Here is a 16,276-nt window from a genome sequence, read left to right as displayed (position 1 = left end):
TACTTAAAAGATTCGAAAACCTTTCAAGTTAGCTTTCAAAGAAAGTCTAAACTAATGCTTACTTAGAGATGTGAGCGATTAGGTCTAGAACTTTGTTTGAGTAACCGATTTCGTTGTCGTACCAAGATACAACTTTAACGAATTTGTCAGTTAGTGCAACACCAGCTTTAGCATCGAATACTGAAGTTTGAACTTCACCGATGAAATCTTGTGATACAACTGCGTCTTCAGTGTAACCAAGAACGCCTTTAAGTTCGCCTTCAGATGCTTCTTTCATAGCAGCACAGATTGCTTCGTAAGATGCAGCAGTTTTTAGGTTAACTGTTAGGTCAACTACAGAAACGTTAGCAGTTGGTACACGGAAAGCCATACCAGTTAGAAGGCCGTTTAGTTCTGGAAGAACAACGCCTACAGCTTTAGCAGCACCAGTTGAAGATGGGATGATGTTTTGAGAAGCACCACGGCCACCGCGCCAGTCTTTAGCAGAAGGGCCATCTACAGTTTTTTGAGTTGCTGTAGTAGCGTGAACTGTAGTCATAAGACCAGATTCGATACCGAACTTGTCGTTAAGAACTTTAGCTACAGGAGCTAGACAGTTAGTAGTACAAGAAGCGTTAGAAACGATGTCTTGACCAGCGTAAGTGTCTTGGTTAACGCCCATAACGATCATAGGAGTTGCGTCTTTTGAAGGACCAGTAAGAACAACTTTCTTAGCACCAGCAGTGATGTGCTTACGTGCAGTCTCGTCTGTTAGGAAAAGACCAGTAGCTTCAGCAACAACGTCTACGTTGATTGCATCCCACTTAAGTTCTTCTGGGTTACGCTCAGCTGTTACACGAACAGTTTTACCGTTAACGATTAGGTTACCGCCTTCAACTTCAACAGTACCGTTGAAACGGCCGTGAGTTGAATCGTATTTTAGCATGTAAGCCATGTAGTCAAGATCGATAAGGTCGTTAATACCTACAACTTCGATGTCATTACGTTCTTGTGCTGCACGGAATACGAAACGGCCGATACGACCAAAACCATTAATACCAACTTTGATAGTCATTATGTTGCTCCACAACTTAATTTCTGATTTAAGATAACTGGTAGTAAAATTACAGAACCCAGTTACCATCTGCAATAGATAATCCGTCTTAACTTGTTTAAAGTCAAAAAAAAGCACCGCTTTTCTTAACATTCTTATGCAAATGATTACTTTTTGAACGTAAACGCCTGTTCGGGGCTCTTCCAGTTGGGGTAAAATGCCCTAAAATGATAAAGCAATTTAAATGTTTTGTGTCCAATGTGTCACGGAAAGAAAGTATGTGCTACAAAAGGCCGTTGGTGCAAGTTTTTATGCAAAATAATGAATGAACTAATTGCAGATATGGAGAGATGTTAACATGAATAATGATGTTAATAAGATGCGAAAGCCTGATGAACACTGGCGTGAGGCCTTGTCTGATACCGAATATAAGGTTTGTCGGGAACAAGGAACAGAAGCGCCTTTTTCTGGAAAATTATTGCACAATAGAGAGACGGGTATCTATTGCTGTACCTGCTGTCAGTCGCCACTGTTTATCTCAGATAATAAGTACGATTCTGGTTGTGGTTGGCCAAGTTTCGATGCACCGATCAATGATGAAGCGATCCGATATTTAGAGGATACAAGTCACGGAATGAAGCGAGTCGAGATCCGCTGTGCTGCATGTGATAGCCACCTAGGTCACGTTTTTCCTGATGGGCCTCCAACAACAAATGAAAGATTTTGTGTCAACTCGGTGTCGTTAGTTTTCAACAAAAAAGAAAAAAGCGGTGAATAATTCACCGCTTATTGTCTCATTCTTTCAATGCTTTATTAAACGATAGGTTCAACTGATCGCATAGTATTTATTGCAGCTTGTCTATTTTAGGCAGCATGTTTCGAGAATAGTTACCGTCTTTTATCTCGTCTGCGATATTTTCAGCGATGGTGTTGAGTCGGTCGACTTTTTCTTGATCAAAACCATACATTCGCTGTAAGTCGCGTTCAGAAGCAATGGGAACTTCAAATTCTTTACCGACAATGGCCCAAATGTAAGAGTGCTCAGAATACCCAAGAGACTGGTTAATGCTCGCAAGCGATTTTACGATTTCGCTATTTAACTTACCTGGCTTGGTTAAGACGAGGGCATTGTGCAGCAAAGAAATGGTTTTCGGTTTATCACGAGTCGTGTAGAAGGTCGCAAGTGCGTACTGTAGCTCAGCGGTTTCGAGTTGTTTTGTCCCTTCTAAGCGCAAAAATTTTCTACGGGCATTGTCACTGCCAATTTGGCTCCATAAAAAATAGAGCGTGTTGGGCGCGGTAGAGTTTGTTAACTCTCCGGCAATACGTTCTTTTTCCGCGATGCTGTGTATCAGAGCGTTAAAACGTTTTTGTTTCAAAAGAGTTTGATCGATAGGGGCGATTTGAGATGCGAGTTCTAGACACTTACTGTAAGCAGCGACAAATTCATACTCTTTGATTTTATTGTCATCCGTTGGGTTTTTCTTCACTTCAAATCGGTGCCAGATAAGATCCGTTCTCGGTAAACGGCATTGACCATCATTCATATTGAGTTGGTCACAACGTAGATCTGGGTTGTTATTACACAGTTTTTCTGTGGTGTTATTATTTTCAAAGCAGCCACTAACGATGAGTGGTACAGAAAGAGCGACTAGCCATTTTAGAGTTTTCATTGTTACTCTCTTGTGATCGAATAGACTTATTTTTTTAACAATCCTTGACTCAGTTTATCAACGGGTTATGTTCTGTCTGCAAGTGGTCAATATAAGGTGCATTATGAACCCAGAACAATTACTCGACGCGATGACTCCTGAAGTTTACGAACGTTTAAATTTTGCTGTAGAAACAGGCAAGTGGCCTGAGGGTACATCACTTTCTAAAGAGCAGCGAGATTCATGTATGCAAGCTGTGATGTTGTATCAATCTAAGCATAATGTAGATGCGCAACATATGACAGTTGCGGCAGGTGGCGATATTAGCTTTAAGTCGAAAGCTGAATTAAAAAAACAGTTTCAAGCTGATCAAAGCGATATCGTGAGAATGAACGTGAGTCGTGGTTAATGCGTCATCTCTAATACAATATAAAGCTTAATAAAAAAGGGTTGATGAATACGTTCACCAACCCTTTTTTGTATACCATGACGGTAGTGTGGATACTATTTTATAGGCTCATTTCACCACGCAGAACTTGCTGCATTTTGGTTTTAATTTCGTCATAGCTTAAGTTTTGGCTAAGTAAAAAGTGTAGCTTAGCTAACGCCGCTTCTGGGGTCATGTCGAAGCCGCTAATCACACCTGATTCCGCAAGAGCACAGCCTGTTGCATAACCCCCCATATTGACTTTTCCAGCCAGACATTGCGTTAGGTTGACCACTATCACGCCACGCTCAGACGCATCTTTTAAGTGGCTTAGCAACTCAGGGTTTTGTGGTGCATTACCTACTCCAAAAGTAAGTAAGATCATCGCTTTTACAGGCTGTAGCAATGTATTGCGAATGACTTCGTGTGAAATGCCTGGGTACATTGTAATTACACCAATAGGTTGAGGTGTAATATCGTGAACCTTAAAAGCGCCTTCAGGTTGCTGGTTGACCGTAATGCTGCTGTTTATCTGGATGTTAATCCCTGCATCTAGTAGTGCTGGCATGTTTGGTGAAGTAAATGCGCTGAAACCATCTGCGTGAGATTTAGTACTACGATTACCTCTCATCAATTGATTATTGAAAAAGAGCGACACTTCATTGATAGGGTAGTTGGCTGCAATATGAAGCGCATTAAGCAAGTTAGCTTGACCGTCAGAACGTAACTGAGCCAGAGGGATTTGTGAACCCGTTACGATGACTGGTTTGCCTAAGTTCTCAAGCATGAACGATAAGGCCGAAGCGGTATATGCCATGGTATCAGTACCATGAAGAATAACGAACCCATCATACTTATCGTAGTTTTCTCTAATGTCATCAGCAATTTGTTGCCAATCCATTGGTGTCATATCTGAAGAATCGATCAGAGGTTCGTATTCGTGGATTGTGTAATCTGGCATTTCTGGTCGATGAAACTCAGGCATGCTTTGTAATTGTTTTTCCATGAAACCAGCAACAGGAACAAAGCCATGATCTGATTTTTGCATGCCGATGGTTCCGCCTGTGTAGGCGATATAGATATGTTTTCTAGCCATAGCTTGAAATCACTTAATGTTATGTAGGGAACAGGGCTGCGATTATATATCCAATCGTCACGCAATAAAAAGGGGAGCCTCACATAGAGGCCCCCCTTTTATTCAATAGTTGATACTCAGTTAACTATTATTGAACTTGGCAGTTTAAACAAAAAGCATATTGCCCTTTAGGGTCGTTAAAACTGTTGAGTAATTGAGCGTCTTGAGTTAATTGTTCTGAGATAGGGCGAATGCTCGCAGGAAGCAAAGAATTAACATCTAGCCCAACGGATATCTGAACTTGATTGATAAACTCCTGTATAAATTGCTCTGCTGGTGAAAGTGGCTCTTCCACCCAGTAAATATTGTATTCACTTAATTGTGCGAGCTCAGCAGCAAGCGCAACAGCATCATCGAAATCACCCATTTTATCGACCAGGCCATGTTTCAATGCATCTTGGCCTGTCCAAACTCGACCTTGAGCGACAGAGTCCACTTGTTCACGGGACATGTTACGGCTCTCACCAACTAACCCAAGGAAGCGATTGTAACCATGTTCAATTCCTAGCTGGAAGGCATCGGCTGCGCCTTTGGATAAACCTTTCGTGATCCCAACGTCGGAGAATGGTGATGTTCCTACGCCATCAGTGTATACCCCTAGCTTATTAAGGCCTTTTTCGAACGTCGTGATCACACTGAAAATACCAATCGATCCAGTCAATGTTGTCGGCTGAGCCATAATTTGATCGGCTCCCGCGGAAATCCAGTAGCCACCAGAAGCAGCAAGACTAGACATAGATACAACTACGGGTTTTCCAGACGCTTGAATCGCTTGAACTTCGTTGCGAATAACTTCTGATGCGAACGCACTTCCACCCGGGCTATCAACACGTAAAACCACCGCTTTAACTTTGTCATCATTTCGAGCCTGACGAAGTAGAGCGGCTGTTGTGTCTCCACCGACAGTACCGCGTGGTTGCTGGCCATCAAGAATAGCGCCACTTGCAATGATCACTGCAATATCGTCACTCGCAGTATTGAGCTGTGGTGCAAGTGTGGTGCGATATTCGTAATACCCCATAGCGTTGTAGCTGTCGTTACCATCACTGCCAAATACATCAGCCATTGCTGCTCTAACTTGTTGTCGAGTCGCAAGTTCATCCACTAAACCTAGTTTCAAAGAGAGAGCTGCAAGATCACCATCGACGGATTTCATCAGAGCAAGGAACTCTTTCATTGAAGGGTTCAGTGTTTTGACATCTATTTGGCGATTATTGGATACGTCATCAACATACGCGCCCCATAGTTGAGTCAACCAACGTGATGCAGATTGTTTCGCTGCCTTTGACATATCATCGCGAATGAAAGGTTCAATGGCTGATTTATATGTACCGACACGGAATACATGGGTACTGACGTCTAACTTTTCTAGTAAGGTTTTGTAATATAAGGAGTAAGCACTATACCCTTTGATCATTACGCCACCATCAGGAGACAGATAAACCTTATCGGCATAACTGGCTAAATAATATTGGCTCTGATTATAAAAATCGCCAATGGCGTAAATAGGTTTACCTGAAGATTTAAACTCATTGAGTGCTTTAGCGATGTAACGCAACTTCGTTAAATTGGTTTCTGGTAATTCACGCAAGGCGAGCACAATACCTGTGATTTTTTCATCGTCTTTTGCGGCTCGGATGGTTTCCACAATATCGAAAAGCACATTCTCTTTTGGAAGATCTTGTCCGAGCAGTGAGCCTGTGACTGAATCCATTGGATTGATTTGGCGACTTTGCTCCACAATCGGCCCAGAAAGATTAAGAACCAGTGCTGACTCTTTCTGTACTTGCGGTTGTTCGGCATTACCATGGAAATAGACAAAATAAACAATGGCAATACTGAGCAAAAAGAGCAGGTTAGCCAGAGCAAGACGAATAAAAGTAATGGCTTTCCAAATACCTTTAAAAATCATGCGTATAAAGTTAAATACTGTTTTCATCGGGTCCCCACAACTCATATGGATGAGTGCTGATGATTAGTTGGAGAGTAAACTCAATAATATTAGTTACTTATCCTACGTTAATTGTTTGAAGCAAACCACCTCAAGATTGACACGCCAGCGTTGATTCTTATCTATGTGATTATCAACCATTACTTTTTATTTTAGCTTCTCTTTCAATGTTTTGTTGCTATTTGAAAGTAGAACAAGATGATCGGTGTTACAAAATTGTAAACGGATGTTTGATTTTTTGTCTGGTGAGTAATATTGTGGTCAGACCACAAAAACTAGAATGAAAAGTGATGTCAGCCATGTACCCACATTTATTAGAGCCATTAGATCTAGGATTCACTCAGTTGCGAAATCGCGTTTTGATGGGATCGATGCATACAGGTTTAGAAGAGCACAAAGAAGGTTTACAAAAGCTTGCCGCGTTTTACGAAGAGCGAGCGAAAGGCGGTGTTGGCCTAATAGTGACTGGGGGCTTCTCTCCGAACTTACGTGGACGTTTACATCCATTAAGTGCGGAGTTTAGTAAGCCAAAACATGCGCGAGCTCATCAAGTGGTCACTGAAGCTGTGCATAAACATGGTGGGAAAATAGCACTGCAAATTTTACATGCTGGTCGTTACGCGATGCACCCTTTTGCTCAAAGTGCGTCTGGCATGAAAGCGCCTATCGCTAAATTCTCTCCAAGCGAAATGAGCCCTCGTCAAATCAGAAAAACCATTGATGCCTTCGCAAACAGCGCCGAACTTGCACAGCTTGCAGGGTATGACGGTGTGGAAGTGATGGGCTCAGAAGGGTATTTGATTAACCAATTTATCTGTAAACGTACCAATATGCGATATGACGATTGGGGCGGTAGCTACAAAAAACGCATTCGATTCCCATTAGAGATAGTGAAAGCAATTCGTGCCGCCGTCGGAAAAGACTTCATCATTATTTTCCGTTTATCCATGCTCGACTTGGTTGAGCAGGGCAGTACATTCGAAGATGTTGTTGAGCTTGCGCAAGCACTCGAAGAAGCAGGTGTCACCATTATTAATACGGGCATTGGTTGGCATGAAGCACGAATTCCAACGATTGCCACGCAAGTACCGCGCTCAGCATTCTCTTGGGTCACTGAAAAAGTAAAACCTTATCTAAAAGTACCAGTGATCACATGTAATCGAATCAATACGCCGGACGAAGCCGAAAAAATATTAAGCACTGGGCAAGCCGATATGGTGTCAATGGCGCGTCCATTCCTTGCCGACCCTGAATTTGTATTAAAAGCTGAGCAAAATAATGCGCAATTTATTAATACCTGTATCGGTTGTAATCAAGCGTGTCTCGATAATGTATTTAAAGCGAAACGAGCCAGTTGCCTAGTCAACCCGAGAGCATGTCATGAAACCGAAATTGTCGTTCAGCCTGCTGAAGTAAAAAAACGTGTCGCGGTCATTGGGGCGGGGCCTGCGGGGCTCTCTTGTGCGACTACATTATCGGAACGAGGACACCAAGTGGATCTCATTGAGCGAAATGATCGAATTGGTGGTCAATTCCGCTTGGCAATGCAGATCCCAGGAAAAGAAGAGTTCAGAGAGACGATTCGATACTTTGCTAACCGTATTGATGAGACAGGTGTGAACTTGAAGCTGGATACTGAAGCAACGTTTGAGATGCTTAGTGACTATGATGAAGTGGTGATGGCATCTGGTGTTGAACCGCGTAAAGTGAAAATTGAAGGCATTGATGATCCCGATAAAGTTGTTGATTATCAAACATTGATTAAAGAAAAAACACCCACGGGTGAAAAAATTGCGATTGTTGGTGCTGGAGGCATCGGTATTGATGTCGCAACCATGTTAACTGAGCCTGCCGGACATAATTTAGATGATTGGTTGCATGATTGGGGCATTGATAAAGAGATGTCTCATCCGGGGGGCTTATATCCATACCCAGATTCATTCAGTGATAAAACAGTATGGGTTCTACAGCGTAAAGTAGGACGAGTAGGAAAAGGGCCGGGTAAAACGACAGGATGGATCCATAAGCGCACATTAGAAAAACGTGGTGTGAACTTAATGGGCGGGGTTAGTTACAACAAAATTGATGCCGAAGGGTTACACATTTCGATTAAAGGTAAGCCGCAGTTACTTGAGGCTGATAAAATTGTCATTTGTGCAGGTCAGGAATCGGTGCGTCCGTTTGAAGACAAATGGCATGATTTAGGGGAAAAACTTCATGTAATTGGTGGGGCGGATCATGCCGGAGAACTGGATGCCGTAAGAGCAATACGTCAAGGGGTTGAGTTGGCGATTAAGCTGTAAGACATTGAAATAGTATTGAGGTTTAAAGTACCCATATTGAGACTTATTATCGTTTATGTTCTATGCTAGAGTGAGGGAAATCGGATATTTCCTAATAAAAAGAAAAACAAAGCGATAAATAAGGATTCACTATGGATGCGTTAGATCTCTTGCTAAATAGACGTTCAATTGCCAAATTGTCATCACCAGCACCAGAAGGTGTTGTGCTTGAAAATATCATAAGAGCAGGGTTGCGAGCGCCAGATCATGGAGCGTTAACCCCTTGGCGATTTGTGATTTCACAAGGTGAGGCGGGGCTACAAAAGTTAGCGGATATTTTAGTGAAAGCGGCAGTTTCTGATGAAAGTGAAGATGCGGTGATAGAAAAGGTAGGGAAAGCGCCTTTTCGTGCACCCATGGTCATTACCGTGATCGCGAAAGTGAGGGAGCACGATAAAGTGCCTGCATTTGAACAACATCTTTCTGCTGGCTGTGCGGCTCAAGCAATGCAAATGGCTGCTGTAGCACAAGGTTTTCAGGGATTTTGGCGCTCGGGAAAATGGATGTTTCACCCTCAAGTTCGCGCAGCTTTCGGTCTTGAAGGGGAGGACCAAATCGTTGGTTTTCTCTACTTAGGTACGCCGGGTTGCACACCAATGCGAGTTCAAGAGCGAGATTTAGATAAATATGTCGAGTATTTATAACTATTATTAACAATAACTGTATAAACAAACAGTTTTTCTTGATTTGTTGAGGCCACATTAGATAATGTGGCCTCAACTGTTTCTAACATGTCTCAAAAATAGAATTTCATTACTATGCCTCGTCTTATTATCGCCGAAAAACCAAGCCTTGGCCGTGCAATTGCAGCGGCACTTCCTAATCCTCAAAAGAAAGATCAAGGTTTCATTCGTTGTGGTAATGGGGATATCGTGACTTGGTGTATTGGACACCTGTTAGAACAAGTAGAACCAGACTGCTATGAAGAGAGATATAAAAAGTGGAACTTAAATGATTTGCCTATTGTGCCGCAGCAATGGCAATTAAGAGCGCGTAAAACATCGAGTAAACAACTTACGGTTATTCGTAAGTTACTCAAAGAGGCGACGCATATCATTCATGCGGGTGACCCAGACAGAGAAGGGCAGCTATTAGTTGATGAGGTGATTGACTACTGCAAAGTGAGTAAGACAAAAAAATCGGCGATGGAACGGTTGTTGATCAGCGACTTAAATTTACCTGCTGTGAAAAGAGCACTTACACAACTTCGAAGTAATAATGACTTTATTCCATTGTCAGTGTCTGCATTAGCACGCTCTCGAGCCGATTGGTTGTATGGCATGAATATGACCCGCGCATATACGCTATTAGGGCAGAAAGCTGGTTATCAAGGCGTGCTCTCTGTTGGGCGAGTTCAGACACCAATATTAGGGCTAGTCGTTCGTCGAGATGAAGAGATAGAAAATTTTATTCCTAGAGATTACTTCACCTTACATGCTTTGATCCCTTATCAAGATGGCAATCAGCAATTTGATATTCGGGCCCGTTGGAAGCCGAGTGAGGCGTGTTTACCGTGGCAGGATGAAGAAGGGCGAGTGCTGAATCGTAAGCTTGTGGAAAATGTGGCTCAGCGAATAATGAATCAACCAGCAACGGTAACTGAGTCTGAACAGAAACAAACCAAGCAATCTGCACCATTACCTTATTCGTTATCTGCACTGCAAATTGATGCTTCTAAGCGATTTGGTATGAGTGCTCAACAAGTGCTAGATGTCTGTCAGTCGCTATATGAAAAACACAAATTGATCACTTACCCACGTTCAGATAGTCGTTATTTGCCAACGGAACATTACTCGCAAGCTAGGTCGGTGACTGAGGCGATAGGCAATAACAGTAAAGAGTTAACAGAAGCGGTTCAAAACGCTAATTTATCCCTTAAATCAAAAGCATGGAATGATAAAAAAGTCGATGCGCACCATGCCATTATTCCAACGCCTAAGAAAATGTCGATGAATAGTTTGTCTGCCGATGAAATGAAAATTTATCAGCAAGTGGCAAGGCAATATCTGATGCAATTTTATCCATCAGCCGTTTATGCAGAGGCTAAATTGGTGTTTGATATTGCTGGTGGTGTGTTTATTGCGAAAGGCCGTCAATTGGTGTCGCCTGGCTGGAAAGCCTTGATGGGAAAAATTGAAGATGATAATGCAGGAATGGATAGTGTTCCACCTTTAACAAAAGGTAGCGTATTAACATGTCGAGAAGGTGAGATTAAAGACCGAAAAACTGAACCGCCAAAGCATTTTACTGAAGCCACTCTATTACAAGCAATGACAGGTATAGCTCGATTTGTTGAAGATAAAGAGTTGAAGACAATTCTTAAAGAGACGGATGGATTGGGCACTGAAGCGACACGAGCAGGTATTCTTGATACCTTGTTTAAAAGACAGTTACTCAAGCGCCAAGGAAAAACCATTTTAAGTAGCGAAGCGGGTCGTGGGTTAATTCATGCTTTACCTTCTGAGTCTACCTATCCCGATATGACAGCGCATTGGGAACATCAACTTCAAGGAATGGCAGAAAGAAATCAAGCCTATCAGCCATTTATGCAAGCGTTAGAAACTCGAATCGACCATTTAATGCACACCGTAAAAACAGGTGATATTCCAGAATCATTGAGGCAGCTTCCTAAGGTTGAACGCCCTGCTTTTAAAAGAAAGAAGCGAGCTTACAGCAAGAAGAAAAAGCAGTAAGGTTCATAGGTAGAGAGGAAAGAGAATAGAACGGTTTATTTGATCTCCGTATTCACTTCATTAATAAAAAACCCGACAAATGCCGGGCTTTTTTAGTCTCTAACGGTTAGATGTTAGTTTAGTTCAAATTGTAATCCGTCAACTAACCAACCATTGGTCCATACATTCATCTGTTGTATCTGCGTTCCCTGAGGAATAGTGAATGTTTCCACGACTTTGTTTGAAGCGTAATGTTTAGATCCCATGAGAATTGATGAGCCATTTTTGAAGGTGAACTTTAAGGCAATAATATGATTGCCACCCCAGTAATAATCACCAGAGGTTACTTGGATAGATTCAACTTGAGCTAAATTGACAGGCGAACGCAATGCTCCACCATCCCCACCGGCTAAATGATCAAGGCTTGTACCTAAAGCGTCAATCGCGAAACCAGAACGTACAAATAACGTTTGATCGTTTAATACATGATGGTTAGAGATCTCTCCTGTTTGGCGACCAAAAATAGGAGACTTCGTATTGTTTACAACGCCACGTAAGGTGCTTGAACGATAAGTATTGTGTGTTAACCAGCTAGATGTTGCACTGCTTGGGATCGACCCATCTTGACTGATATTCGAGAAATGGTAAGAGTGTTGGTTCCAAATACGTGTGGCATTTTTCCATGGCTTGTCATCGTCCGCAGATTCATACACATAGACACCATGATTTATTGCATAAGGACGGTCATAATCATTAGCAACGACAATTAACTCTGCATTATCGTCACCTGCAAGATCGACAACAATTGGATATTCCCACAATGTACCTGAAGAGTTATCAATAGAGCTTAATACACGACCTGTTTGACCATCAAGAATACGAACGGTTTGACGATCTTGAACTAACACCTCATCAATGCCGTCATTATCGAAATCGAAAGCGGATACCCCAATTTTGCCACTATTTATGTCATCATTTGGTACTGACCACACTTTTTCCCCTTTGAAATTATACATATCCACGGCTGAATAGCCCGCATAAACGATGCCTTTGACATCGTGGTTGTCAGGTACTGATGCGATTTGAAACTGCAAGCCATCGACCAACCAATATGATGTCCAGACATTGATACTTTTGATAAAGGAGTTGTGTGGCACGGTCACTCGCTCAGTTTTGATATGATGAGAGTAGTAACGTTTTGAGCCCATCGATACTTGGGAGCCATCTTTTAAATAGAAATCTAAGGCAAGGACATGATATCCCCCCCACCAGTATCGACCTGAAGTAATATCTATTGCTTCAACTTGAGAGAGATCTATTGGGCTATTTAAATACCCGCCGTTACCTCCTACTACTGAACTAGGCGCAGTCCCAATCGCATCGATAGCTGCTCCAGAACGAATCCAAAGCTTATCACTCTCTTCAATGGTAATGGTTGCTGAAGGTGAGCTGTGGTAATTGGCGTAACCGAAAATTTTTGACAAGCTTGTTGTTATTGGAGTTTCACGACCTAAAAAATTTGATACAGCTTGAACACCTCCCCCTGAATTTTCGAGGTTGGTCACTTCCCACTTTGTGGTTCCATCATGTTCCAAGACAGTAAACACACTATTTTCAGCTGAATTATACGTTGCTGGTACAGACACGATAACTTCTGGTTGCTTATCGTCATCGAGGTTGACTAAAGATGAGAACCAGACTGTATCATTGGCCTGGTATTGCCAATCGAAAGAACCGTTACTTTGATATAAAGCACCACCAGTAAAGACTTCTGCTCTTGAGTCGCCATTAAAATCACCACTAATCGATGACGGAGCCCAAGGGTGACTGAACACTAAACCAGTATCGTAATTGTATACAGCATTGGCTGAGAGAATCTCAATCGAGGCATCACCATCTAGATCGGCTAAAGAGATATCACCGACAGATCTCCACCCACTTTCCACCTTTGGAATTTGTTTTTTTATATTGCCGTCGACATCAAGAATATTGATAAAGTTGCTAGAGCTACTGGTTGTGACAATTTCCACAACGCCATCACCATCAAGGTCAGCAACTGCAGGAGAATAACGAGCATCAGCGATAATAGCACCGTTATTGTAAGCCCACAGTTCAGCACCGTCCGTGCCACTTAGAGCTCGAATTATACCGCCTTTCGCGTAATCTTTGTTCTTAAAGGTGATGATGATGACATCAGCGACATCATTATTATCAATTATATTGTCGCTATTATCGTCATTGAGTTGAGCGACAACAGGGGTTGCCATTACCTGAACCGAACTTGGCTCAAATTGACTCTGATTCCACGACCATTTTAAATTTGTATATATTTCATTCGAGTGAATCGTATCTGCGTGTGCTGTGGATAGGGCTGACGATATAGCGCCTATGGTAAGAACAAAATACTTGAGCGACATGAAAGCTTCCTTCTAATTCGCATGTTTGATAATTATTAAAATAATATAGGTGTGTCTGAAATATTAAATTAGTACTGGTAGTTATGAGCAAATCAGGTTAGGGGATGCTCTAGGGGGAATTGTCTATATCAGGTAGATAAAGTTCAACTGAAAAGGAGGATAACATTGACTCATTAATGAGATGTTTCATAAATAAGAATTAAATTAAGAGGCTCTCACCATTAATAATAAAAATTAAATACGGATTGATATGCTACTATTCTCTGTTGGTTGGTATGTTTTTTTTGAGGCTATAAATTATGAAAGGATTAATTTTACTATTTGCATCTCTTAGTCTACCGATCATGAATGCACAGGGTAATGTATACGATGTGACCTATTTTGGTGCCATAGCAGATGATGGTAAAGATGACAGTTTAGCTTTTCAGTCAGCGTTAGCAGAATTAAATGATGACGATACGCTAATGATCCCAAATGGGCTTTATGATATTTGTCGAACTATTTCGTTGTTCAGTAAAAGAAATATATCGATTATAGGGGCAGGAAAAGCTGAACTGGCAAAGTGTGATGACTTTGTTGGTGAGTATCTGTTGTATATTAAGCACACGACAGATCTGATGATCTCTGATGTCGTATTTACTGGATTGAATAATGGAAACAGTAACCAAGTTTGGGGAGAACAGGGGCTGTACTTAGCCAGTACCAAAAACAGTATGATAGTAAATAACGAGTTCTATCATTTTGGTGATGCGGCATTAAGGATAACGACAAGTCCTGACGAAGGAAAATATGCCGTTGGTTCTGAAGACATAATAGTAATGAAGAATAAGTTTCAGGGATGTGCTCAAGTTACAACGACTCAAGCAACAAAAAATACATTTGTCGGAGGAAGTAATGATATTTCTATTATCGAAAACCAATTTATTGAATGTTCACTTAAATTATCATCAAGAACAGAAGTGTCGAATGCAAAAGTTATAAATAATGACTTCAATAATATTACCGGAAGCGCCGTGGAGTTAAGTTATTACTCAGACGTTCTTTTTGAAAATAATAATTTATCAAACATTGATGGATTCTTGTTGAATATCTACCCAAACTCTAGATCAGACAGAAAGGTTAGTTGGGGTGGATTGAGAATTAATCATAATCAGTTTAGCTATTCTCAGCAAGGAATTAGATTGCAGAGTTATTCTGATTGGGAACAAGCAACTAGCCCTATTGAAAATATATCTATAACAAACAATGAATTTCAAGTCATCACATTTGATGGTGTGAGTAACCCTCAATATCAAACAGCGATCCGTACAATAACAAAGGATGAGCGCTGGTCATTTTCTAACGTCGCTATAAAGAATAATTCATATAGAGATGAATATACGTTTTTATTCATCGATAAAAACGTAATTGATATCGATATTGAGGGAAATAATAGTATTCCAGTTGAGGCTAGTATCGATTAGTCTTTGAATACGCTTAGAGAATACTCTATGTGCTGACCAGATGCTACATCATACATCTGCGTAGTGAGCACATACTCACCTTTAGGATAACTTGCATCGAATCTGAATCCACGAGCTTTAGTATACGAGTCTTCCCCGCCAATAGTTAGAGCTTGTCTAGAGTTAATTGGGATGTTGAGTCCGTCAGGGCCTTCTGCGGTTATCCAAAACTCAACACTAGCAGGGATTTCTCTGGCATTTTGAACATCAATATAAAGAGGTAGGTAACCGCCATCACTTGGAATACTCGACGCAATAGATAAAGAAACTTGTAAACTTAGACCGTCAATAACTGCTGGATTTAATAAATCAACGCCCTTAACAAACTGGCTTGACTCTTTAAATATTACTCCGGTGTCAGTATTTACACCTTCAATAGATACAGTATATAAGCCATCTTCCATATAATCACGAATCCAAATTCCTCGACTGAAACTGAGAATACTTCCAGTTTCTACCGTCTCAATATTAGAGTTATCGCCTTGCACTACTGATTTAGCAGGGAAAGATAAACCTTTTGGGCCTTTTACTGATAGCCAATATTTAATGTTTTCGAAGTCATTGCTTTTATTATTTATGAATATATCCGCAGATAAGTAGCCACCAGTTTCTTGGATATTTTGGGTTGATAGTTCAATGTTTGCAGATGTTTGTTGAGTGGTTTCATCGGCACTAACTGACATTGTCGTAAATAAAGAGGTAAAGCTAATCAAGAGCGAAGAGTATAATTTGTTCATCTTAACACCATAAGTTATTTAATAAGGGGTGAATTTATTTCGAAATGAGTCTAGCAAGCAAATATTCAACGCACAATAGGCGTTGATTTATCAATAATAGAGTCAGAATAATAAATTAAAAAATTTTATTTCGATGAGAAATTTATCAAGGAGATGATAACCAAGGCTCACTTTTTACTTTAATAGTAGGCTTTTTTGAAAAATGAACTTGTTATAACTTACTGTAAATAAAACCTTTTAATGTTATTTAAGAATGGATGAGGCGGGTGAGGGAAGATGACTGAGTCAGATTGCAAAGCTGATGGTTAAATTTCGAACACAAGCTGCTTCTAAGTCATAGAGCATGAAATTGTCAGCATAAAATAACTTTATATTTAATGTTAGTTGCAATTATGAGACAAACTCAGG

12 protein-coding genes are annotated in these 16,276 nt (G+C 41.0%); 6 read left to right on the top strand and 6 right to left on the bottom strand.

Features of this window, described 5'->3' with window-relative positions; translation table 11 throughout:
• Window positions 1-58: 58 nt before the first annotated feature.
• Window positions 59-1,054, bottom strand: a complete 996-nt coding sequence (gene gap / locus L4C39_RS05515) for a type I glyceraldehyde-3-phosphate dehydrogenase (RefSeq protein ID WP_029203427.1) — start codon at window positions 1,052-1,054, stop codon at window positions 59-61.
• 319 nt (window positions 1,055-1,373) lie between these two features.
• Here gap and msrB point away from each other — a divergent pair, with 319 nt between their 5' ends.
• Window positions 1,374-1,811 carry a peptide-methionine (R)-S-oxide reductase MsrB gene (gene msrB / locus L4C39_RS05510; RefSeq protein WP_084654965.1) on the top strand — a complete coding sequence of 146 codons (438 nt, stop codon included), beginning with the start codon at window positions 1,374-1,376 and terminating at the stop codon, window positions 1,809-1,811.
• 67 nt (window positions 1,812-1,878) lie between these two features.
• On the opposite strand, the gene L4C39_RS05505 is transcribed toward msrB, so the two are convergent.
• Entirely contained in the window at window positions 1,879-2,706 is an 828-nt protein-coding gene (locus L4C39_RS05505; RefSeq protein ID WP_261888420.1) for a DUF2989 domain-containing protein, read from the bottom strand.
• A gap of 103 nt (window positions 2,707-2,809) precedes the next feature.
• Here L4C39_RS05505 and L4C39_RS05500 point away from each other — a divergent pair, with 103 nt between their 5' ends.
• The gene (locus tag L4C39_RS05500; RefSeq protein WP_017053090.1) at window positions 2,810-3,094 is read left to right on the top strand and encodes a YeaC family protein; all 285 of its coding nucleotides are present in this window, start codon (window positions 2,810-2,812) and stop codon (window positions 3,092-3,094) included.
• A 100-nt stretch (window positions 3,095-3,194) separates the two neighbouring features.
• On the opposite strand, the gene ansA is transcribed toward L4C39_RS05500, so the two are convergent.
• Window positions 3,195-4,208: an asparaginase gene (gene ansA, locus L4C39_RS05495; protein ID WP_113799886.1), complete on the bottom strand. Its 1,014-nt coding sequence runs from the start codon at window positions 4,206-4,208 to the stop codon at window positions 3,195-3,197.
• Window positions 4,209-4,335: 127 nt separating this feature from the next.
• Window positions 4,336-6,186: a signal peptide peptidase SppA gene (gene sppA, locus L4C39_RS05490; RefSeq protein WP_429744913.1), complete on the bottom strand. Its 1,851-nt coding sequence runs from the start codon at window positions 6,184-6,186 to the stop codon at window positions 4,336-4,338.
• Between the two features lie 302 nt (window positions 6,187-6,488).
• Here sppA and L4C39_RS05485 point away from each other — a divergent pair, with 302 nt between their 5' ends.
• From L4C39_RS05485 to L4C39_RS05475, 3 genes are all read left to right on the top strand, one after another.
• Window positions 6,489-8,501, top strand: a complete 2,013-nt coding sequence (locus L4C39_RS05485) for an FAD-dependent oxidoreductase (RefSeq protein ID WP_429744911.1) — start codon at window positions 6,489-6,491, stop codon at window positions 8,499-8,501.
• Between the two features lie 131 nt (window positions 8,502-8,632).
• Complete coding sequence (locus L4C39_RS05480; RefSeq protein ID WP_429744909.1) at window positions 8,633-9,184, top strand: NAD(P)H nitroreductase; 552 nt, start codon at window positions 8,633-8,635, stop codon at window positions 9,182-9,184.
• Window positions 9,185-9,298: 114 nt separating this feature from the next.
• Window positions 9,299-11,233, top strand: a complete 1,935-nt coding sequence (locus L4C39_RS05475; RefSeq protein WP_429744907.1) for a DNA topoisomerase III — start codon at window positions 9,299-9,301, stop codon at window positions 11,231-11,233.
• Between the two features lie 113 nt (window positions 11,234-11,346).
• On the opposite strand, the gene L4C39_RS05470 is transcribed toward L4C39_RS05475, so the two are convergent.
• Entirely contained in the window at window positions 11,347-13,629 is a 2,283-nt protein-coding gene (locus L4C39_RS05470; protein WP_429744905.1) for a beta-prism lectin domain-containing protein, read from the bottom strand.
• Between the two features lie 299 nt (window positions 13,630-13,928).
• On the opposite strand from L4C39_RS05470, the gene L4C39_RS05465 reads away from it, so the two are divergent.
• Window positions 13,929-15,092: a glycoside hydrolase family protein gene (locus L4C39_RS05465; protein ID WP_429744903.1), complete on the top strand. Its 1,164-nt coding sequence runs from the start codon at window positions 13,929-13,931 to the stop codon at window positions 15,090-15,092.
• Here L4C39_RS05465 and L4C39_RS05460 read toward each other — a convergent pair.
• On the bottom strand, window positions 15,089-15,868 hold the full coding sequence (locus L4C39_RS05460; RefSeq protein WP_017053492.1) for an RbmA family biofilm matrix protein: 780 nt from the start codon (window positions 15,866-15,868) through the stop codon (window positions 15,089-15,091). The two genes, L4C39_RS05465 and L4C39_RS05460, sit on opposite strands and share 4 nt — an antisense overlap.
• Window positions 15,869-16,276: the final 408 nt, after the last annotated feature.

Origin of the sequence: Vibrio clamense (assembly GCF_050337905.1) — a bacterium.
Lineage (GTDB): Bacteria > Pseudomonadota > Gammaproteobacteria > Enterobacterales > Vibrionaceae > Vibrio > Vibrio cortegadensis.
The sequence above is the reverse complement of the archived record's forward strand: the minus strand, read 5'-3'. Positions and strand labels throughout refer to the sequence as shown.